This is a genomic window from Marinobacter bryozoorum (assembly GCF_023156245.1).
Taxonomy (GTDB): domain Bacteria; phylum Pseudomonadota; class Gammaproteobacteria; order Pseudomonadales; family Oleiphilaceae; genus Marinobacter; species Marinobacter bryozoorum.
This window is the reverse complement of record NZ_JAKZAH010000004.1, coordinates 52,881-74,921: the sequence shown is the minus strand read 5'-3', so window position 1 is coordinate 74,921 and position 22,041 is coordinate 52,881. Positions and strand designations below refer to the sequence as shown.

Annotated in this window: 17 protein-coding genes; 12 read left to right on the top strand and 5 right to left on the bottom strand. The window is 60.5% G+C overall.

Features of this window, described 5'->3' with window-relative positions:
* The first annotated feature begins 158 nt into the window (after positions 1-158).
* The 7 genes from MLC59_RS03715 (at position 159) to MLC59_RS03685 (ending at position 9,673) form a co-directional block, all read left to right on the top strand.
* Entirely contained in the window at positions 159-425 is a 267-nt protein-coding gene (locus MLC59_RS03715) for a DUF4212 domain-containing protein (RefSeq protein ID WP_248230970.1), read from the top strand.
* 4 nt (positions 426-429) lie between these two features.
* Entirely contained in the window at positions 430-2,199 is a 1,770-nt protein-coding gene (locus tag MLC59_RS03710) for a sodium:solute symporter family protein (RefSeq protein ID WP_248230969.1), read from the top strand.
* A 154-nt stretch (positions 2,200-2,353) separates the two neighbouring features.
* Positions 2,354-2,857: a hypothetical protein gene (locus tag MLC59_RS03705; protein WP_248230968.1), complete on the top strand. Its 504-nt coding sequence runs from the start codon at positions 2,354-2,356 to the stop codon at positions 2,855-2,857.
* Positions 2,858-2,883: 26 nt separating this feature from the next.
* On the top strand, positions 2,884-6,396 hold the full coding sequence (locus MLC59_RS03700; RefSeq protein WP_248230967.1) for a hybrid sensor histidine kinase/response regulator: 3,513 nt from the start codon (positions 2,884-2,886) through the stop codon (positions 6,394-6,396).
* Positions 6,393-8,045, top strand: coding sequence for a response regulator (locus MLC59_RS03695; RefSeq protein WP_248230963.1), 1,653 nt, complete (start codon positions 6,393-6,395; stop codon positions 8,043-8,045). The genes MLC59_RS03700 and MLC59_RS03695 overlap by 4 nt, the downstream gene beginning before the upstream one ends.
* Entirely contained in the window at positions 8,038-8,754 is a 717-nt protein-coding gene (locus tag MLC59_RS03690) for a sensor histidine kinase (protein ID WP_248230959.1), read from the top strand. Before MLC59_RS03695 ends, MLC59_RS03690 begins: the two co-directional genes overlap by 8 nt.
* Positions 8,755-8,929: 175 nt before the next feature.
* On the top strand, positions 8,930-9,673 hold the full coding sequence (locus MLC59_RS03685; RefSeq protein ID WP_248230955.1) for a response regulator: 744 nt from the start codon (positions 8,930-8,932) through the stop codon (positions 9,671-9,673).
* Positions 9,674-9,696: 23 nt separating this feature from the next.
* On the opposite strand, the gene ttcA is transcribed toward MLC59_RS03685, so the two are convergent.
* The gene (ttcA, locus tag MLC59_RS03680; RefSeq protein WP_248230953.1) at positions 9,697-10,608 is read right to left on the bottom strand and encodes a tRNA 2-thiocytidine(32) synthetase TtcA; all 912 of its coding nucleotides are present in this window, start codon (positions 10,606-10,608) and stop codon (positions 9,697-9,699) included.
* 157 nt (positions 10,609-10,765) lie between these two features.
* Here ttcA and MLC59_RS03675 point away from each other — a divergent pair, with 157 nt between their 5' ends.
* Positions 10,766-11,470, top strand: a complete 705-nt coding sequence (locus tag MLC59_RS03675; RefSeq protein WP_248230952.1) for a DNA-J related domain-containing protein — start codon at positions 10,766-10,768, stop codon at positions 11,468-11,470.
* Complete coding sequence (locus tag MLC59_RS03670; RefSeq protein WP_248230950.1) at positions 11,464-12,483, top strand: polysaccharide deacetylase family protein; 1,020 nt, start codon at positions 11,464-11,466, stop codon at positions 12,481-12,483. The genes MLC59_RS03675 and MLC59_RS03670 overlap by 7 nt, the downstream gene beginning before the upstream one ends.
* A 35-nt stretch (positions 12,484-12,518) precedes the next feature.
* On the opposite strand, the gene MLC59_RS03665 is transcribed toward MLC59_RS03670, so the two are convergent.
* Entirely contained in the window at positions 12,519-13,970 is a 1,452-nt protein-coding gene (locus MLC59_RS03665; protein WP_248230947.1) for an SLC13 family permease, read from the bottom strand.
* 101 nt (positions 13,971-14,071) lie between these two features.
* Positions 14,072-14,401, bottom strand: coding sequence for a TraR/DksA family transcriptional regulator (locus MLC59_RS03660; RefSeq protein ID WP_248230946.1), 330 nt, complete (start codon positions 14,399-14,401; stop codon positions 14,072-14,074).
* Between the two features lie 246 nt (positions 14,402-14,647).
* On the opposite strand from MLC59_RS03660, the gene MLC59_RS03655 reads away from it, so the two are divergent.
* The 3 genes from MLC59_RS03655 (at position 14,648) to MLC59_RS03645 (ending at position 18,663) form a co-directional block, all read left to right on the top strand.
* Entirely contained in the window at positions 14,648-16,405 is a 1,758-nt protein-coding gene (locus MLC59_RS03655; RefSeq protein WP_248230944.1) for a diguanylate cyclase domain-containing protein, read from the top strand.
* A 17-nt stretch (positions 16,406-16,422) separates the two neighbouring features.
* Complete coding sequence (locus MLC59_RS03650) at positions 16,423-17,196, top strand: SDR family NAD(P)-dependent oxidoreductase (protein ID WP_248230939.1); 774 nt, start codon at positions 16,423-16,425, stop codon at positions 17,194-17,196.
* Between the two features lie 216 nt (positions 17,197-17,412).
* Positions 17,413-18,663: an ABC transporter substrate-binding protein gene (locus MLC59_RS03645; protein WP_248230938.1), complete on the top strand. Its 1,251-nt coding sequence runs from the start codon at positions 17,413-17,415 to the stop codon at positions 18,661-18,663.
* A 21-nt stretch (positions 18,664-18,684) separates the two neighbouring features.
* Here MLC59_RS03645 and glpK read toward each other — a convergent pair whose 3' ends face one another.
* Positions 18,685-20,166, bottom strand: coding sequence for a glycerol kinase GlpK (gene glpK / locus MLC59_RS03640; protein WP_248230936.1), 1,482 nt, complete (start codon positions 20,164-20,166; stop codon positions 18,685-18,687).
* A gap of 41 nt (positions 20,167-20,207) precedes the next feature.
* Positions 20,208-22,031 (bottom strand): phosphogluconate dehydratase, encoded by a 1,824-nt coding sequence (gene edd / locus MLC59_RS03635; protein ID WP_248230934.1) that lies wholly within the window; start codon positions 22,029-22,031, stop codon positions 20,208-20,210.
* Between the last annotated feature and the right edge of the window lie 10 nt (positions 22,032-22,041).

Genomic DNA, 22,041 nt, shown 5'->3' with positions numbered 1-22,041 from the left:
GGAGAAAAACCCGTGAATAACAATTTCCGATGGTTGCTTGACAAGGACAGCACTGGTCACTGCCCACCGTCTACCGGCAGGACCGTGACCAGGCTGGCTTTGCTTTTCTCCCACTTGAAAGCGTCTAAATCCTACAAAAACAAAACAGGAGACCTGTTATGTCTGACGCAAGCAGCAATGCTGTTCTGTACTGGAAGGCGAATCTGCGCCTGATACTGGGGTGCCTGATCGTATGGGCACTCGTATCCTACGGCTTTGCCATCCTGCTACGCCCCTTGCTTGCCGGTATACCGGTGGGCGGAACCGACCTCGGATTCTGGTTTGCCCAACAGGGCTCCATCCTGACCTTTATTGCCCTGATCTTCTTCTACGCCTGGCGTATGAACAAGCTCGACGAGCAATTCGGCCTGGCCGAGGAGGAATAATCCGATGAGTCAGTTTGCAATCAACCTCATATTTGTCGGGGGCTCATTCCTCCTGTATATCCTTATCGCTGTGTGGGCCAAGGCTGGCAGCACCAGTGATTTCTACGTGGCTGGTGGCGGTGTTCACCCCATCACCAACGGCGCCGCCATCGGCGCGGACTGGATGTCAGCGGCATCCTTTATTTCCATGGCGGGCCTGATTGCCGCCGGTGGTTACGCCAACTCCACCTTCCTGATGGGCTGGACTGGCGGTTACGTGTTGCTGGCCATGCTGCTGGCGCCCTACCTGCGGAAGTTCGGCAAGTTCACGGTACCCGAGTTCATCGGTGACCGTTTCTACAGCCGTAATGCCCGCCTGGTCGCGGTACTCTGCCTGATCGTTGCCTCGGTAACCTACGTAATCGGCCAGATGGCCGGTGCTGGTGTAGCCTTCTCCCGCTTCCTGGAGGTGGACGCAACCACAGGCCTTATCATTGCCGCAGTAGTGGTCTTTATCTACGCCGTACTCGGCGGCATGAAAGGCATCACCTACACCCAGGTGGCCCAATACTGCGTACTGATCATTGCCTACACGATTCCGGCGATCTTCATTGCCATCGAGCTGACCGGCAACCCGGTTCCGGCGCTGGCCATGTTCTCTGAGCATACCCAGTCCGGCATGCCGGTGCTGGAGAAGCTCAACCAGGTCATCACGGACCTCGGCTTTGGCTCCTACACGGCGGATGTGTCCAACAAACTGAACATGGTGCTGTTCACCCTCTCACTGATGATCGGTACCGCGGGCCTGCCCCACGTTATCATCCGGTTCTTCACGGTGCCCAAGGTCGCTGACGCTCGCTGGTCCGCCGGCTGGGCACTGGTGTTCATCGCCCTGCTGTACCTGACTGCCCCGGCCGTTGCTTCCATGGCGCGCCTGAACCTGATGACCACAATCTATCCGGAAGGCACAGCGGCCCAGCCCATCGAATACGATGAGCGTCCGCAGTGGATCCAGGAGTGGGAAGTCACCGGCCTGATCACCTATGAGGACAAGAACGGCGACGGACGCATCCAGTACTACAATGACGGCAACGCTGACTTCGCTGACGAAGCCGAGGCCCGCGGCTGGGCAGGCAACGAGTTCAACTATAACCGGGACATCCTGGTGCTGGCGAACCCGGAAATTGCCAGCCTGCCCGGCTGGGTCATCGGCCTGATCGCGGCGGGTGGTCTGGCGGCGGCCCTGTCCACGGCGGCGGGTCTGTTGCTGGCCATCTCGTCTGCCATCAGTCACGACTTGATCAAGGGTGCCATCAATCCCAATATCTCGGAGAAAGGCGAACTACTGGCGGCCCGTATCGCCATGGCTGTAGCGATAGCGGTGGCAACCTACCTGGGGGCCAATCCACCCGGGTTCGCGGCACAGGTTGTGGCACTGGCCTTCGGTATTGCGGCAGCCTCCCTGTTCCCGGCTCTGATGATGGGTATCTTCTCCAAGCGGGTGAACAACGTGGGCGCCATCAGCGGCATGCTGGCCGGCCTCATCTTCACCCTGGTGTACATCTTCGTGTACAAGGGCTGGTTCTTCATTCCGGGAACCGCCAACCTGCCTGACACCGTTGACGCCTGGGTACTGGGTATCTCCCCGCTGTCCATTGGCGCTGTCGGTGCCCTGGTGAACTTTATCGTGGCCTTCGTGGTGTCCAACGCCACCGAGGAGCCGCCGGTAGAGATCCAGGAACTCGTGGAAAGCGTTCGCTACCCGCGGGGTGCTGGCAAGGCAGTGGATCACTAAGACATAATACGCCCCGCATTCAGATGCGAATCTGAACGGGTTGATCCAGGACGGGCCTCCTTTTCAGGAGGCCCGTTTTTTTACCGAGCCTCTCAAAAAGTCCCGGAAGCCAAGGGCTTCCCCGATTTTTTCGGACGCTCCCAGAGGAAGTACTATGTTCTGGAACTTTGTCGCCACCATCGTGTGTGGTGTAGCCGCCGCAGGTATTGCCATGAGCATCCGCGCGGCAACCGCCAAGAAGGCCCCCCGTTGGCTGATTCCGGTGTTTGCTGGGTTGGGCATGATGGGCTATCAGATTTACATGGAATACAACTGGTACGACCAGATGACCGCACGCATGCCGGCAGAGTCGGTGGTGGTGGCTACCGAGTCACGGGCCGAATTCTGGCGCCCCTGGAGTTTCTTTGTTCCGCAGATCAACCGCATTACGGTGCTGGATACCGGCAGCATAGTGCGCAGCCCGGCGACCGGCGATACCGCCCGTTTCCAGCTCTATCACTTCCGGCAAACCTACGGTGGCCGAGTTTCCCAGGGCACCTGGCTGCTTAACTGCCCGAGCGGCGAGCTGGTTGCGCTGACCGACGACGGCAAACCCGATACCCGGGAGGCCCGACGCCTCAGTGCGGAAGACCCGCTGTTCAGGCAAGTCTGCGACTGAATCTGACCGTCAGGGAGTAACCGGAGATGATCAGTGTCTGGCTACTTGTAGTCATTTCCATCGCCTACATCTCCCTGCTGTTTGCCATCGCCTGGGCCGGTGACCGCCACCCGGGCCTTTACCGCAACAAACTGGCCCGCCCCCATATCTACGCCCTGTCGCTGGCAGTCTACTTTACCTCCTGGACATTCTATGGCGCTGTTGGCCGGGCTACCCAGGAGGGGTTCGGCTTCCTGCCGATCTACCTGGGCCCGCTGCTGGTGTTCCTGTTCGGCACCCCGCTGTTGCGTCGAATCATCTACATCAGCAAGCGCAGTAACAGCACCTCCATTGCCGACTTCATCGCTTCCCGTTACGGCAAGTCCCAGTCCCTAGCAGCACTGATCGCCGTATTCGCACTGATTGGCAGCGTTCCTTACATTGCCCTTCAGCTCAAGGCCATATCCCTGGGTTTCAGCGTTTTGTCGGAAAGTGGCTCCGGCACGTCACACCAGGCGGCCTGGAGCGATTCCGCCTGGTACATCACACTGGTCCTGGCGGTGTTTACCGTACTGTTCGGCACCCGCCACCTGGAATCCACCGAGCACCACCGGGGCATGATCCAGGCGGTAGCCTTCGAGTCCATGATCAAGCTGATTGCCTTTGTGGCCGTGGGGATCTTCGTGGGCTTTGGCATGTACGGTGGTTTTGGCGACTTGCTTGGCCGGGTCCAGGAAGCGGACCTGGTGGGCCAGTTAACATGGCAGGGGGTTGAAGCTCCGGCTTTCATCACCCAGACCATTGTGTCCATGCTGGCTATCCTGTGCCTGCCGCGGCAATTCCACGTCATGGTGGTTGAAAATGCCGAGTACCGGGACTTCAACACGGCCCGCTGGGCCATGCCCGCCTACCTGATCATCGCCAGTGCATTCGTGCTGCCCATCGCCGCCGCCGGCCTGCTGCACGGTGACGGTGACAGCGTGAATCCCGACATGCTGACGCTGACACTTCCCATCATGGAGGAACAGACCTGGCTGGCAGTGCTGGCGTTTCTGGGCGGCGGTTCAGCGGCCGCCGCCATGGTGATCGTCTGCTCTGTGGCTATCGCTACCATGGTCAGTAACGAAATCGTCATGCCCGGCCTGCTGAAGTTCTTCAGGCCCCGTATGAACCGTCAGCCGGACCTCAGCCGCCTCCTGCTCAGTATCCGCCGGGTCACCATTTTCCTCGTACTGCTGACGGCTTACGGGTTCTATCGACTGGCCGGGGCCGATTACAGCCTGACGGCCTTCGGGCTGTTGTCGTTTGCTGCGGCCGCACAGTTCGGCCCCTCCCTCATTGGCGGAACCCTGTGGCGTCGCGGCAATTACAACGGCGCTATCTGGGGCCTGGCCCTGGGTTTTGCCATGTGGTGTTATACCCTGCTGATCCCCGCGCTTGCCTCCACCGGCTGGCTCAGTGACACCCTGATCGACCAGGGGCTGTGGGGCCTGGGCTGGACCCGTCCTACGGCGCTGCTGGGCCTCGAACTGGATATGATCAGCCACGGCATTGTCTGGTCCCTGGGCATCAACACCCTGGTCTACGTAATACTGTCGCTGACAACCCGCCAGCGGGTGCGGGAAAAGATCCAGATTGCCTCTTTCTTCCATGACGCCAATCCCCGGACAGATACCTCCCATCAACAGGCCTGGCAGGGGGAAGTGCTCACCGCCGACCTGCAGGCCCTGGCAGAGCGCTTTATGGGCGAGGAGCGGGCCGAGGCACTTTTGACCAACTACGAACGCCGAAATGCCATGCGGCTGTCACCTCAGCGACCTGCCAGCAGCCACCTGATGCGCTATATCGAGCGACAACTGGCCTCGGTTATCGGTGCGTCAACGGCCAGGGTTGTGCTCGAGTCCACGCTCACCGGCCGTGACATGCAGATTGAGGACGTGGTGAGCATCGTCGATGAAGCCTCCCAGGCCATGACCTTCAGCCGGGAGCTGCTGCAATCAGCCATTGAGAACATCAGCCTGGGGGTATCGGTAGTCAATCACCAGCAGCAACTGGTGGTCTGGAACCGTCGCTACCTGGAGCTGTTCTCCTATCCCAAGGGCTATGTGCGGGCCGGACGCCCGATGCAGGACCTGATGCGATACAACCTCATCAATACCAACCTGCCAGCCCGGCGGGTAGACGAAATCATCAGTGATCGTTGCGAGGCCATGAAACAGGGCCGGCCCATGTCCTATGAACGGCACCGTCCCGATGGCACCGTGATCAAGGTCGAAGGCAGCCCGATTCCCGGCGGCGGCTATGTCACCACCTTCCAGGACATCACGACCATGCGCCGCACGGAACAGGCGCTCAAGGAAACCAACATCTACCTGGAGCAACGGGTCAAGGAACGTACCCAGGAGCTCCAGGTGATCAACGAACAAATGCTCAAGGCCAAGTCCGTCGCCGAGCAGGCCAACCAGAGCAAGACCCGCTTCCTGGCGTCCGCCAGCCATGACCTGTTGCAACCGCTCAATGCTGCGCGCCTGTTCGCGTCCGCCCTGCAAAACAAGGTCATTACGGACGAGACCCGGGAGCTCGCAAGCCACCTGGACAGCTCCCTCGGTGCGGCCGAGGAAATCATCAGCACGTTACTGGATATTTCCAAGCTGGATGCAGGGGCACTGGAACCGGATATCAGCAGCTTTCCGATCAACGACCTGCTGCGGCACCTGGCTACAGAGTTCAGTGCCATCGCGGCAGACCAGCAACTGGAACTCGAGGTGGTTCCAAGCTCGAGCTGGGTCACGTCCGATGCCAAGCTGTTACGGCGGGTGGTTCAGAACTTCCTGTCCAATGCCACGCGCTACACCGACAGTGGTGGCAGGATCCTGCTCGGCTGCCGTCGCCTGAAGGGCTATCTGAGGATCGAGGTCTGGGATACCGGGCCCGGCATTCCCGATGACCAGCTCAAATACATCTTCGAAGAGTTCCGTCGCCTGCGCCAGGGCCGGGACAAGAAAGGCCTGGGGCTTGGCCTGGCCATTGTGGACCGTATCAGTGGTATGCTGGGCCATCCGGTTAACGTTCACTCCCGGGTCGGGCGGGGCAGCACATTTACCATTACCGTGCCCCTTGCGAAGACGGAGTTACAATCTGTCTCCGCCAGCAGGCCACGCAGTAACAGTCGCGGGCTATCGACACTGAGAGGCCTTAAAGTACTGTGCATCGACAACGAGGCCCGCATCCTGGAAGGTATGGAGGCCTTGCTGAGCAACTGGCATTGCCAAACCATCACGGCGCTGAGCCTTGAAGATGCTCGTACCACACTGAACGGCGAACAGCCGGATATAATCCTCGCGGACTATCAGCTGGATGATGACCGAAATGGCCTGGATGCCATGGATGCCCTGCGGGAAGATTTTGACAACGACATACCGGGTGTGCTTATTACCGGCTATCTTGGAGAGGAAGTCCGGCAAGACGCTACAGACCGGGGCTACCATGTGCTCTATAAGCCGGTGAAACCTGCAGCCCTGCGGGCACTGGTCAACAAACTCATCAAGAAACGCTCATGATCAATACGTCCGGTGAACACAGCTACGCCACCAGCATCCGGAAACTGCGCTTTCTGGTAGTGGACGATTTCGAGAACTTCCGCAACTCCATGCGGCAGATGCTTCGCTCCCTCGGTGCTGAAAAGATCGAACTGGTACACAACGGGGCGGCAGCGGTTCAGCGATGCGCCTATGACCACTTCGATGTGCTGCTCTGTAACTACAACCTTGGTGAGGGCAAAAGCGGCCAGCACGTCCTGGAAGAGCTCCGACACCGAAAGCTGCTGCACCACTCATCGCTGTTCCTGATGGTCACGGCAGAAACCTCACGGGAAATGGTCATGGGGGCCAGGGAATATCACCCGGATGCCTACCTGACCAAGCCCATTAACCGGGCAATGCTGGAAAAACGCCTGGGTGCACTGGCCGAGCGCCGGGAAGCCCTGCTTCCCATTACCCGGGCGATGGACCTTGAAGACTACCCGGAAGCCATCAAGCAATGCCTCGCCCTGCTCCCCCAGCATCGCAGGCACCGTTCCTGGATCTACAAGACCCTGGCCGAGCTGTACATCCAGATCGGCGACTACGGCCAGGCGAGCAAGATCTACGATGATATCCTCAGCCAGCGTTCGCTATCATGGGCACGGCTTGGCAAGTCACGGGTCTTGTTGGCCGAGGGGCACCTGGACGAAGCCGTGACCGCCCTGCAGCTGCTTATCGAGGACCACCCGGATTACCTGGAAGCCTACGACCTGCTGGCAGAAACCCTTACACGCAACGGAAAGCCCGGACAGGCACAAAAGGTTCTTCTGAGGGCTGCAGAGTTGTCCCCGAATGCCCTGTTACGCCAGCGGGACCTGGCAAACCTGGCCACCCGAAACCAGGACATAGACACAGCAACCGAAGCGTGGCGCCGCACGGTCAACCTGGGAACCTGGTCCGTCCATGATAATCCGGACCATCACCTGGCCCTGGGGCGGTCCCTCACCGATCTCAGCGAAGGCGACCCCTCCGGTGAGGGCAAGGAATACGCTGAAGAGGCTGTTCGGGTGCTAAAGCAGCTGGAGCGTAAATTCCCGGAGGCGCCAGATATCGGACCTCGCACCATGCTGGTCCGGGCCAGGATCGTGGCGGCCCGGGGCAACCGCAACAAGGCCATGAAGTTCCTCGAGGAAGCCCGGGCAGCCCTGCCGGAGGACAAGCTTTCCGCCGACGCCGGGCTGGACCTTGCCAAGACGCTCTACCGGGTTGGCCAGAACCGGGAGGCGGAACAACTGCTCGCCTCCCTGGCCCAGAAATACGAGGGCGAAGCAGACACCATCGAGCAGATCGAAACCCTGATCGACGAACCCGTAGGGCTGCAACAGCGCCTGCAGGCGCGGACCCTGAACCGGGAAGGCATCCAGGCCTATGAAAAAGGTGGCCTGGCCGAAGCTGCCCGCTTTTTCGAGCAGGCACTGGACATCGTGCCAAACCACGCCGCGCTGAACCTTAACCTGGCACAGATCCGCATGAAGCAGCTGGAAGATAACGATGGCTCCGTGGTTCGCCAGCATGCCCTTGCCCAGTGCCGGCGCTGTCTCGAATCCCTGGAGCACCTGCCGCCCCAACACCGGCAATACCGCCGCTACCTGGCCATGAAGCGAAAAATGGAGCACCTGAATGACTGAACAGCAGCCAGCCCGCGACGACCGTCGGCAAATCGACACGCCGGACTTCTCCATGGTGATTGCCTCGGCGGTCCATGACATGAAGAATTCCCTCGGCATGCTGCTCAGCACCCTGGAAGACCTGCGCGAAGAGCAGCGAGGCGCGCTGGACGAAAACCCCCGTTTCAATACCCTGCAATACGAGGCCGAACGGGTCCACAGCGACCTGGTGCAGTTGCTGGGCATCTATCGCCTTGGTGAGCACACGCTTTCCGCCCACAGTGACGAACACTATGTGGCGGAGTTCCTGCAGGAACAGCTGGCCCGGCATGAGCAATTACTGGCGGGCTATGGCGTCAGCTATGAGATCAACGCTGACGAAGACACGGTTGGCTTTTTCGATGATGAACTGATCTCGGGCGTTATCGCCAGCACCCTGAACAATGCGATCCGTTACACCCGCAGCCGACTGCAACTGAACGCCCGTGAGGTGGACGGCTGGATGGTGCTGAGTATCGAGGACGACGGCAATGGCTACCCGCCCCATATGCGGGACGCCGGTGATGCGTTGCTGCGGGCTCCGGATTTCAGCACGGGCTCAACCAGCCTTGGACTTTACTTTGCGGCTGCCATTGCCCACCTGCACCAGAACAATGGCAAGCACGGCACCATTCGTCTCCAGAACGGAGGCAGTCTGGGCGGCGGGGTGTTCGAGATCTGGCTGCCCTGATAAGGCACCATGAAGGCAACACCGGGCAGATTCGCCAACCTGTGCCACACTTTGGCAACGGCTGACTTGAATTGGCCCCTGCCCGGGACTAACGTGGAGCGAGCCCTCAAGGATCGGTCAGCAACAGGTATGACCGCGGAAGGACGAGGGCCTTTGTCCAGACAGGGAGAACACCATGCCCCGTGGCAACGCACTCATCGTTGACGACTCCTCCACGGCGAGGATCATCCTCGCACGACTGCTCGAAAAGGCGGACCTCACCAGCAAGGGCGTCGGCTCCGCCGAGGATGCCCTCAGCCTGTTGCAACACGAGCATTTTGACCTGATCTTCCTTGATCACCTGTTGCCGGGCATGAATGGTTTCGACGCGCTGGAAAAGCTCAAGGCCCGGCCAGAGACCCGTGACATCCCGGTGTTCATGTATACCTCCCAGAACGCTGACCGCTACCTCCAGGACGCCAGGGCACGGGGCGCTGCAGGGGTCATTGGCAAGCAGGTCGAGCGGGAACAGCTGATCCAGATGATCGATGCCATCCTGGCGGACAATGACAGCCCGCCCGATTTCGAAGCGCCCGAACTGGGTCCTTATCAGACCGTAGCCGACCAGTCATACCTGCGGAAACTGACAGGCCGCCTGTCCACGCTCGAAATTGCCTATGAGGAAGCCAACGAAGACATTCGCGCAATGAAGCAACATATGGCCCGGGTTGATGCGCGGTTCCAGGAGGAACTCGAGGTCCGGGTGAGCAGGATACGGCGGTTGTGGATACTCTCTACCGTGGTATTCGTACTGGTAGCGCTGCTCCTGGGGCTTCAGGTCAACAGCGTGTCTGAAACCGTTGACGGCCTGAATACCCAGTTGGAGCTGATCACACAGATGATCGGTGGCCTGATGGAACTGGTCGGTGGCGGGGGATAGTTGCCCGCTCCGAACCCCGCGAGTCAGAGGTTCAGAACATCCAGCCGACCATAATCCGGCCCGGCTTCAACAGCCTGTACCTGTACTGCATTGCCCACGCGGGGGCGTCCCTCAGCAAAGTCATACAGGTTGGTGTCGGCCAGGTGAGACGGCTCCACATTACACATGGCCCGGAACATCGACTCGATCCGCCCCGGGTGCTGGCGGTCCCACTGCTGCAGCATATCCTTGACCACCTGCCGTTGCAGGTTCTCCTGGGAGCCACAAAGATTACATGGAATGATCGGGTATTCCCGCAGCGCCGCATAGCGGGCAATGTCTTTCTCACGGCTGTAGGCCAGCGGACGGATGACCGTATTGCGGCCATCATCACTGAACAGCTTGGGGGGCATGGACTTCATCTTGCCCCCATAGAACATGTTCAGGAACAGGGTTTCCAGCAGGTCGTCCCGGTGATGGCCCAGGGCGATCTTGGTAATACCATGCTCTTCGGCAAAGTTGTACAGGATGCCCCGGCGCAACCGTGAACACAGGCCACAGGTGGTCTTACCCTCAGGCACCTTCTCCTTGACGATGCTGTAGGTGTCTTTTTCGATAATGTGGTACTCAATGCCCAGACCGGAGAGATAGTCCGGCAGCACATGCTCCGGAAAGCCCGGCTGCTTCTGGTCCAGGTTCACCGCGATCAGTTCGAAAGGCACCGGCGCGCTTTTCTGGAGGTTCATCAGGATATCCAGCATGGTATAGGAATCCTTGCCTCCGGAAAGGCACACCATGACCCGGTCACCGGACTCGATCATGCGGAAATCCTGGATCGCCTGTCCCGCGTCCCGTCGCAGACGTTTCTGGAGTTTGTTGGTCTCCAGCTTCCGCTCGCGCTCCGCTTCACTGGCGGGTGTACCGGCTGCCGCTTCTGGCGTCACTACGTCTGACATAATCAACCTGTGGCCATGGTGAAATAGGGTAATTTAACAGGCGGCGATTATACCGGAGCCACGGCACCCAAGTCAGGCCCTGTCGCTGCGTACAAGCCACCATCACCAGGCCGGGCCCGGAGCGCCTCACCCTTCGGGGCTTGGGATACGGCCGCCGGTGACATACCATGGCACCATGAGTGAGGATGCGGCTTTCCAGACATCGTCCGATACGGGCGAGCTGACAGATCATCAGGGCCATGCGCGCCAGGCGCTGGAGCACCATGTACAGCTGCTTGCGGCCGCCGTGGAATCCTGCTTGCGAGAAGCGGGCAACCTCTCCGAACTGGAGCTGATCCGCCAGTTACAGGCCCCGCCGTGGCAGCTGATCGGCCCTGTGAACTACGCCGACCCGGCAGCCCTGTATCCGGTTCATTTCCTGCTGTTCCATGTGCTCTATCGCCTGCGTGACGACCTGGCCGCAAGCGGGGAATGCCTGACCATTTCACCCCTGACCATCAGCCTGACACGCGACGATGTGATTGCCGGTACCGGCCTTCCGGATTGCACGGATCCCCTGAGGGACTTCTACCTGGACCTGGACCAGTACCGCATGCCCGAAACCGACATCCATCGCATGGTTGATGACTTCTGGGCCGGCCGTGCCGGCCAGGGCCCGGGTGCCGAGTCTGCGGAAAAAGCCGCCAGGCTACTGGGTTTCGAGACCGTGCCTCCGGACTTTGCCACCGTCAAACACCGGTTCCGACGGGCAGTCATGCAGGCCCACCCGGATCGCGGGGGCGACACCAGCCGGGTCCAGCAGCTGAACGAAGCCTTCACTACGCTACGGCACCACTTCCGCCGGGGAGTTTCTCCATGCTGAACCGTATCCTGGCTACGGGCCTGATAGCACTGGCCCCTCTGACAGCCCGGGCCGACCTGGTGGTACTGCAGTATCACCATATCAGTGAGCAAACCCCGGCAAGCACCAGTACCACGCCCGAACTGTTCAGGTCACACCTTGCACGCATCGGCGAACTGGGACTGGAGGTGGTGCCACTGGAGTCCGCCACACGGGCCGCACTGGACGGCACACTGAACGACCAGGAACAGGTCGCCATCACTTTCGATGATGCCTACGCGTCCGTCTGGAGCACTGCAGCCCCGCTGCTTGACGAACTTGGCTTGCCCTACACTATCTTTGTAAACACTGAAGCAGTGGGCCGCGAGGGCTACATGACCTGGGCTCAACTGAAAGAAGCCAGGGCACGAACCGGCGTCACCATCGCCAACCACAGCCATGACCATGGGCACCTGGCCAGGCGCCCGGATGAATCACAGCAAGCCTGGCACCGGCGGGCCAGCGACAGCCTCGACCGTGCAAAGGCCATCCTCGACGACCGCCTCGGAGATACCGCAACGCTCTTCGCCTACCCCTACGGAGAATACGATTCAGCACTGGAAGAGATGTTGGACGAACGGAACTGGCTGGCCTACGGCCAACAGTCAGGCCCCATCGGCGAGGGCTCAGACGAAAGCCGGCTGCCCCGGTTTCCCATGGCAACCCCTTTCGGCCAGCTCAGCAGCTTGAATGACAAACTGCGCAGCCGTGCACTGCCGGTCGATACCGGTTCGCTGCCCGACGGAATCATCGACGACAACCCACCGACACTCATCCTGGAACTGCCCGAAGACTTGCGCCCCGGCGCTCTCACCTGTTTTGGCTCAGGCCAGGGACGCTTGCCCCTGGAAGCGGAACACCAGGCAGTCACGGTGCAGGCACCGGAGCCTTTCGGCAACCGGCGATTTCGCTATAACTGCACCTATCCGGCGGGCGAAGGACGTTACTACTGGTTCTCCCAGCAGTGGGTTGACCTTTCCAGGCCAGAAGACTGAAGCGGCCGGGCACCGGCCAGCCCGTCCTGACCTTCTCAGACCGAGAAGGCCACTCCCATAAGCAGGTACCCCACCAGCGTCACCAGCACAACGCCCACCAGGTTGAGCACGAAACCCGTGCGGATCATGTCGCTGATGGCCATATAGCCACTACCGAAAACGATGGCATTGGGAGGCGTAGCCACCGGCATCATAAACGCACAGCTGGCAGCAATGGCCGCCGGCACGGTCAGCAGCACCGGGGAGATGCCCTGCCCTACCGCCAGCGCTCCGAGCAGGGGCAGGAACGCCGCTGCGGTAGCGGTATTACTGGTCACCTCTGTGAGGAAGATGATTACCGCTACCACCAGTCCGACCATCAGCAGCAACGGCAGCGCATCCAGGGCTGACAGGCTCTCTGCAATGGCATCAGCCAGGCCAGAGCTGCTGATCACGCCAGCCAGCGCCAAACCACCACCAAACAGCAACAATACCCCCCAGGGCAGGTCCCGCGCACTTTCCCAGTCCATCAGGGCATTGCCATCCCGCTGGCCAGAACGGACCAGGAACAGCACTATGGCGGCCAATATGGCGATCACCGTATCACTCAGCCAGGGCAGCGTACCGGACAGTAACGGGCGGAATATCCAAGCTGCGGCAGTCAGGCCAAATATCAGGGCGACGCGCTTCTCGGCACTGCCCAGGTCACCAAGGTCACGCAGCTCATCGCGGATTGCCTCTGCGGCACCGCCGGACCCGTCAATTCCGAAATCCTTGCGAGTCAGCCACCACCAGATCACAAGCAACATCAGCAACGCCACCGGCACACCGATTACCATCCACTGTGCGAAGCCCAGGGGAATACCCTGCTCTCCCGCAAGGTACGCCGCCAGCAGGGCATTGGGCGGTGTACCAATCAACGTCGCTATACCGCCAACGCTTGCGGAATAGGCAATGGCGAGCAACAGGGCGACACCAAAGCGCTTGCGACTGTCCTCATCCGGCGCATGCACCATACTCAGAACAGACAGGCCAATAGGCAACATCATGATCGACGTTGCCGTATTGGAAACCCACATGCTGAGAAAGGCGGTCGCTACCATAAACCCGCCAATCTGTCGTTTGGGGCTGGTGCCGACCAATAGCAGGATGTGCAGTGCGATCCGCCGGTGAAGGTTCCAGCGCTGCATCGCCAGGCCCAGGGTAAAGCCCCCCAGGAACAGGAAAATAATGGGATTGGCATAGGGTGAAGTCGCATCCCTGACCGAGCCGAGACCCAGGGCCGGGATCAATACGATCGGCACCAGCGAGGTGGCCGGAATAGGAATCGCCTCTGTCGCCCACCAGGCTGCCATAAGCATCATCAGGCCCAGTGCCGACCAGGCCGCCACACCAAGGTCACCCGGCGGCGGTACGACCAGCGTGACGACCAGCAGGGCGAGGCCCGTAAACAGGCCGATAACCCGGCTCTTCGGCATCTTCCAGGACATATCGCCCGTCTGAGTCATGGTGTTCGGTCCTTAATCTTACGGCAGGAGACCGGTACTCCCGGAAACGGGAGCGACCGGCAGACAGTGAATGGTCAGTACGAACAGGGGCAGGAAAAGGGCTACTCGGCCGCTTCTGCACACCGAACACAGAGCGAAGCCCAGGGGAGAATTTTCAGGCGCTCCGGATTGATCTCGTTACCACAACGCTCACACACCTCGCCTTCCCCCTGCTCGATTCGTTCCAGGGCATGGATGACGTGGCGCAGTTCGTCGCGGACCTCGTGCTCCAGGGAGTCCACCACCTCGTCGTTCTGGCGTTGCACCGCCTGTTCCGAGAAATCCGCCTCCAGCTTGCCACCTTCCCGGTGCTGGTGCGCCTCGTAACGCTCAAGCCGACGGGTCAGCTCCTGTTTCAGACGCTGAAGTTCTTCGGTTCGGTTATTGGACATGGCGTTCCCACCTCCTCGGTGATATCTGGCTGGGGCAGCCTGTCATACTCGATCCTGACCTGTTGCGCCGGGGGGTAAGCAACCGGTCGCACACGTCGGACAAGGGGCAGACAGGCCAGAATGTAAAAAACCGTAAGCATATCGCAAAGAATGGCTGAGCAATTGACGTCCGTCAAAACCGGACCGTGACCGGCGGCAGACAATGTCAGATATACCTGCAAACCAATAAACATAACCGGAAGCACCATGGCCAACCACCTACCCATCGAGAGCATCATGCGCTCTGGCGTGCCCGTGCACTGCCCGCCGGAGATGCCATTGAACCGTGCCGCCCGGCTGATGGCTGACCATGGCTGCAGCTCCATTGTGGTCATGGACGATAAAGTACCGGTGGGCATCTGGACCGAACACGATGCGCTGCTGGTGGATTTCTCCGATCCGGACTCCCTCCACTGCCCGATTGCGGATGTCATGAGCGCACCGGTGGCGACGATCACTACCGGTACCAGTATCGCGGAGGCTGCCATGCGGTTCCGCCAGGAGCATCGGCGGCACTTCCTGGTGACCGACAGCCAGGATCGCATTGCTGGCATACTCAGCCAGAGCGACATCGCCATGAATCAGGGCCTTGAGCCCTACCTGCGACTGCGTGAAGTGCATTCAGCCCTGGGTCAGAACCCGCTGATGCTGCGCGGAGAACTCAAACTCTCCGCCGCCGCCCGGAAAATGCATGAAACCCACCATGATGCGGCACTGATCATCTGTGACGACCATGGCCCCGGCGTTCTGACGGAAAGGGACGTGTTGCATTTTATTGGCAATTACCCCGGGGACACTCCGGTCTCCGACCTGGCCAGCAGGCCACTGCAGACCATCGGCCTGAACGAGCCGCTGATCCGGGCCCGCGACCTGCTGCTGGAGAAACGAATACGTCACCTGGGTGTCACCAGCCAGGAGGGTGAGCTGATCGGCCTGCTTGGTTTCTCGGACCTGATTGCTGGCGCCGAACACATGTACCTGGAGGACCTGAGGGCTACCCTGGAACAGCGGGACGCCGCCCTTGCGCAGTCCCGTCGCCACCTGCAACTGGCAGAGCGGGTGATCGAGTCCTCGCTGGAAGGGATCATCATCACGGACCCCGGGCTGAAGATTCAGTTTGTGAACCCGGCCTTTACCCAGCTGACCGGCTATCAGCCCGAAGAGGTCATCGATCACACGCCGGCCATACTCTCCTCGGGCCGCCATGATTCTGCGTTTTACCGGGAGATGTGGGAGACCCTGAGCCTGACCGGACGCTGGCGCGGAGAAATCTGGAACCGGCGTAAAGGCGGGGAGCTTTACCTGGAGTTGCTCACCATTACCGCCATCCGTGATGATGACGGCAAGGTGACCCACTACGCCGGCCTGTTCACCGATATAACCCAGCACCGACTGAATGAAGAACGCATCCGCCAACTGGCCTATTACGATGCCCTGACCGGCCTGCCAAACCGCCGTCTGCTGGAAGATCGCCTGCAGCATGGCATCCGCCATGCCCACCGCAAGCAGCAGATGCTCGCGGTCATGTTCGTGGACCTTGATCATTTCAAGGCCGTCAACGATATTCACGGGCATGCAGCCGGTGACCACTTGCTGACAGAGATTGCAGCACGGTTGCAAAGTTGCCTGCGTGAAGACGACACACTGGCCCGCCTCGGCGGCGATGAGTTCATCGTGCTCTTGCCGGAGCTGGACAATTCCGAACACGCCACCAGGATTGCCCGACGCCTGATCGACGCCAACGCACGCCCCTATCGCTGTGGTGATGCCCTGCTCCGGGTTGGCTCCAGTATCGGTATCAGTCTGTACCCGCTTGATGGCGAAACCGCCGAATCCCTGATGGAAGCGGCCGACGAAGCGATGTACCAGGCAAAGGCTGCAGGACGAAACCAGTTCCGCCTCTCGGGGCTGGAACCTGACAATAACCAGGCGCAACCCGTGGCAACACCCCTGCCCCGCGCCTGAACCAGGAGGAAGGAATCATGGCAAGACTCAAAGACAAAGTTGCGATTATCACAGGCGGAAGTGGCGGCATCGGTAAGGTTACTGCCAGGCGATTCCTGGAGGAAGGCGCCAGCGTGGTATTGGTGGATCTCAAGGAGGAAGACCTGCAAGCCGCAGCCGGGGAACTCAAGGATGCCGGCAAGGTTGTTACAGTGGCCGCCGACGTGTCCCGCGAGGAAGATGTCGCCGGCTACGTGAAAAAGACCATGGATGAATTCGGACGTGTTGATATCTTTTTCAACAACGCAGGCATCGAAGGCAAGGTAGCCCCCATTACCGACCAGAAGATCCAGGATTTCGACAAAGTCATCGCGGTAAACGTACGCGGTGTGTTCCTGGGGCTGCACCATGTGCTCAGGGTCATGCAGCAACAGGGCTACGGCTCGGTGATCAACATGTCCTCGGTGGCTGGCCTGATGGGCAGCCCCGGTGTGGCCCCTTATGTCGCATCCAAGCACGCCGTAGTGGGTATCACCAAGTCAGCGGCCCTGGAAATGGGGCCCCATGGCGTACGGGTCAACTCGGTACACCCCTCGCCAGTGAATACCCGCATGATGCGCTCATTGGAAGAAGGCTTCCAGCCAGGCCACGGGGAGGAGGCAAAGGCCGCGCTCACCAAGGACATTCCCCTGGGTCGCTATGGCGAGTCTGACGATATCGCCAGCGTGGTGCTGTTCCTGGCATCCGACGAATCAGGCTTCGTGACCGGTGCCCAGTACCGAATCGATGGTGGTATGGGCGCCCACGGCTAATACCAGTGTCCCGCCTTTTTCTATTACCCGGCCAGGGAGTGGCCGGGTAATGTGCTTCTACGCCCTGTAAACGCCCCGCGACATTTTTAACCAAGGTCCAATTGCGGTTTTGTGCTGTAATGACAACACTTCCGGTGTTGTTTTCCTTTGCAACCTTTCATAACCACAACATAACCGGGCGGAAACCATTCGCCGTCTGACAGGAGAGCTTTATTCATGAGAATCCGCAAGCTTCTGATAGCGATAAGTCTGTCGCTTGTTTCCCTGACTGCCATCGCGGAGACGCTGAAGCTGGGGCTGAACTATCCCCAGTCAGGCCGGTATGAGGATCAGGGCCTGCAACAGCGACTGGGCGCGTTCCTGGCCGTGGAGGAGGTCAACCAGCAGGGCGGCATCCTGGGGCAGGAAGTGGAGCTGGTTATCCGGAACACCCGCAGCGACCCTGAGAGGAGTGTCCGCAATACCGCTGACCTGATCGACAACCACGACGTGCAAATGGTTTTTGGCGGAGTGTCCTCTGCCGTTGCCATTGCCGCGGGCAAGGCCGCAAAAGAGCGGGATCGGATCTACTTTGGCACCCTTACCTATTCCAACGCCACAACCGGCAGTGCCGGCCACACTCACATGTTCCGTGAACCATACAACGCCTGGATGTCTGCCAAGGCGCTGGGCAGGTATCTGAGCAAAGAGCATGGCGATAGCAACTACTACTTTGTTACAGCCGACTACACCTGGGGCTGGACGGTTGAGGAGTCCCTGCGGCAGTTCACCGGCACCACCGATACCAGCGCCCATCCTGGTGTTACCACGCCCTTCCCCACCGCCCTGACCAGCGATTTTCAGGCAGCCCTGAACGAAGCCGCAGAGAGCAATGCTGACGTGCTGGCACTGGTGCTCTTTGGCGACGATATGGTTCGGGCCATCAATATCGCCTACTCCATGGGACTCCATGAACGGATGCAGATCGTTGTGCCCAACATCACCCTGGGAATGGCGCGACAAGTGGGCCCGACCATTATGGAAGGTGTTATCGGCGCGGCTCCCTGGGTGTGGAACCTCCCGGTAGAACAGGGTTATGAACAAGGCGAAGCATTCGTAAAGGCGTTCTCGGACCAGTACAACATGCGCCCGTCCTCAGCGGCCGCCTCCGCCTACAGCATCGTGCACCAGTACAAGGATGCCGTCGAACGTGCTGGCACTACTCGTACGGACGCTGTCATTCGGGCCCTGGAAGGCCACCGCTACAGCCTGCTGAAAGACGAACAGGAGTGGCGGGCGTTTGACCACCAGAATGTGCAGTCCGTTCATGTCGTCAAACTGCGCCCCAGGGAACAGGTTCTCGCCGACGAGTATTCCGCTGACTACTTTGAGGTAGTCCACTCGCTGCCGGGCGCCGAAGCCGCCCGCACCCTGGAAGAGTGGCAGCAAGACCGGCGCCAGACCGGTATGCCCCTGACGCTTCAGTAAAATGCTACAGGCGCCTGCGGCTCAGCTTTGCTGCAGGCGCCGAACGGCTTCCAGCCAGCCGGCGTACAGCCGGTCCCGGTCTGCCTTGGCCATGCCTGGCTCGAAGCGGCGCTCACACCGCCAAAGTCCCTCGATTTCTCCCAGATCCCGATAGACCCCTGCCTGCAGACCCGCCAGGAAAGCTGCACCCAACGCTGTCGTCTCGATGACTTCCGGCCGGTCGACCGTGGCCCCGAGAATATCGGCCAGGAACTGCAACACCCAGTTATTCACCACCATGCCGCCGTCAACCCGAAGGGCAACCGGGCGAACGCCATCGTCTTCCATCGCCTTCTGCAGGTCCTTGGTCTGATAGCAGACCGACTGCAGCCCGGCAGTCACGATCTCCTTGATGCCGGTGTCCCGGGTCAGCCCGAACATGGCGCCCCTTGCCTTGGGGTCCCAATGGGGTGCGCCCAGCCCGGTGAAAGCCGGCACCAGATAGACACCGTGATCCACGGGAGTCTGTTCCGCCAGCATTTCGCACTCGTCCGCCATACGGATCAGGCTGAGCCCGTCCCGCAGCCACTGGATCGCCGCACCGGCGATGAAAATGCTGCCTTCCAGGGCGTAGGTGGTCTTGCCATCCAGGCGGTAGCCCACCGTGGTGAGCAGCCGGTTGGAGGACTTCAGTGCCCGATCACCGGTGTTAAGGATCAGGAAGCAGCCGGTGCCATAGGTGCTCTTGGCAGTGCCCTCGGCGAAACAGGTCTGACCGAACAGGGCCGCCTGTTGGTCACCGGCAATACCGCCGATGGTCACCCCTGCCGCGGGCAGTCCCTCGTCAATCGTGCCAAAATCCGAGGCACAGTCGCGGACTTCCGGTAGCAGGGATTCGGGAACACCAAACAGGTCCAGAAGTTCAGGGTCCCAGCACTGTTCATGGATATTGAACAACATGGTACGGGAGGCATTGGTGGCATCCGTCAGGAAAGAGCGCCCACCGGTCAGCCGCCAGAGCAGGAAGGTATCCACGGTACCAAAGGCAAGCTCTCCCTTTTCTGCACGCTCCCGGACACCCGGTACATTGTCCAGTATCCAGCGGATCTTGGTGGCGGAGAAATAGGGGTCGATCAGCAGTCCCGTGCGCTCGGTCACGGCCGGCTCATGGCCGTCGTCCTTGAGTTGCTGACACAGGCCGGCGGTGCGGCGGTCCTGCCAGACAATGGCATTGTGGACTGGCTTTCCGGTTTCCCGGTCCCAGAGAATGGTGGTTTCCCGCTGGTTGGTTATGCCCACTCCCAGTACCTGGTCCGCACTCACGTGGTTCCTGTCCATCACCGCTTTGCAGGTGGCTACCACCGTCTCCCAGATAGCCTCCGGATCGTGCTCCACCCAGCCGCTGTCGGGATAGATCTGGTCAAACTCCTGTTGCTCCACCGCGTGGATCTGCCCTTCGCGGGTAAACAGAATGGCCCGGGAACTGGTGGTGCCCTGGTCTATGGCCAGCAGATACTGTGTCATGGGTAGTTCTACTCCTTGTTATTGTTAACCCGGTTCGTGGTTCAGTCGCAATGTCCCTGGAAAAACAGGGTGGCGCCCTTCTCCGCTTCGGAGGCTCCCTGGCGGAACCAGCCGAAAAGCTCTCGCCCCCACCCGGCCTGGTTGCCGGAGAGATCCTCAATCGCCGGTTCACGGGAAGCCAGTTCTTCCTCACCCAGGGCAACGGCAAGCTCCCCCCGGGTGGCATCCACCCGAATCATATCACCATCGCGTACCCGCGACAGTGGCCCGCCCCGTGCCGCCTCCGGGTAAACATGGATGGCTGCGGGCACCTTGCCACTGGCCCCGGACATACGTCCGTCAGTGACCAGCGCCACCCGGTAGCCATGGTCCTGCAGGCTGCCCAGATATGGGGTCAGCTTGTGCAATTCCGGCATGCCATTGGCTGCCGGCCCCTGCCCGCGCAACACGACCACGACATCCGAGTTCAGTTCACCGCGTTCAAACGCCTGCGCCACCTGTAACTGATCATCGAAGACCCGGGCCGGAGCCTCTACCACCTGGTGTTCTGGTGCCACGGCCGAGGTCTTGATGATGCCACGGCCCAGGTTACCCTGGATCACCGTAAGCCCACCTTCTGAATCGAACGGCTCCGATACAGGTCTCAGTACGCTGACATCTGAACTTGCCGTCACGGCGGCCCGCCACTGAAGCTCGCCATCTTCGAGCACCGGTACCTGTGTATAAGCCCGCAAACCCTTGCCCATCACCGTCTCCACATCGTCATGGAGCAGCCCGGCATCGAGCAACTCACGGATCAGCAACGGTGTCCCCCCAGCCTGGTGGAAGTGGTTAACATCCGCGTCGCCATTGGGGTAGATCCGGGTCAGTAACGGAGTGACCGCGGACAGTTCAGCGTAGTCATCCCAGTCAATACGAATACCCGCTGCCCGGGCAATGGCCACCCAGTGCAGGGTGTGGTTGGTGGAGCCACCGGTGGCCAGGAGGGCAACCAGTGCGTTGACGATGCTTTTCTCGGAAACCACATGGGCCAGCCCGAGGTTGCCACCGTTAGGCCGGGAAAGCCTTATGACCTGTTCTGTTGCGGCGCGGGTCAGCGCATCCCGAAGAGGGGTGCCGGGGTTTACGAAGGCCGCGCCCGGCAAATGCAGCCCCATCACCTCAACCAGGACCTGGTTACTGTTGGCGGTGCCGTAGAACGTACAGGTGCCCGGGCTGTGGTAGGACTGACTTTCTGCCTCCAGCAACTGGTCACGCCCTACCTTGCCCTCGGCGTACAACTGCCGGACACGTTGCTTTTCCTTGTTGGGCAACCCCGAGGGCATGGGGCCGCCGGGCACCAGGACGGTGGGCAGGTATCCGAAGCTGAGTGCGCCGATCAGCAGGCCCGGCACGATCTTGTCACAAATCCCCAGCAGCACGGTGGCATCAAACATGTTGTGGCTCAGGGCCACCGCGGTACTCATAGCAATCACATCCCGGGACACCAGGCTCAGTTCCATGCCTGGCTGCCCCTGGGTGACACCATCACACATGGCCGGGGTACCACCGGCAAACTGGGCCACCGAACCCATGCCGTGGGCGGCCTGGCGGATCACATCGGGGAAGGTGGCGTAGGGTTGGTGGGCCGACAGCATGTCATTGTAGGCTGAGACGATCGCCACGTTGGCCTGGTTCATCAGCTTGAGGGTCTGCTTGTCGCCAGGCTGGCAGGCAGCGAACCCGTGGGCCAGGTTTCCGCAGGACAGTGAGGTCCGGTGGGGCGACTGGCGACCGAGGTCTTCCATGCGCCGAAGGTAGTCTTGCCGGCTGTCGCGACTGCGCCGGATAATCCGTTCAGTAACCCGGGTAACCGTGGGGTTCATGGAAGCGCTC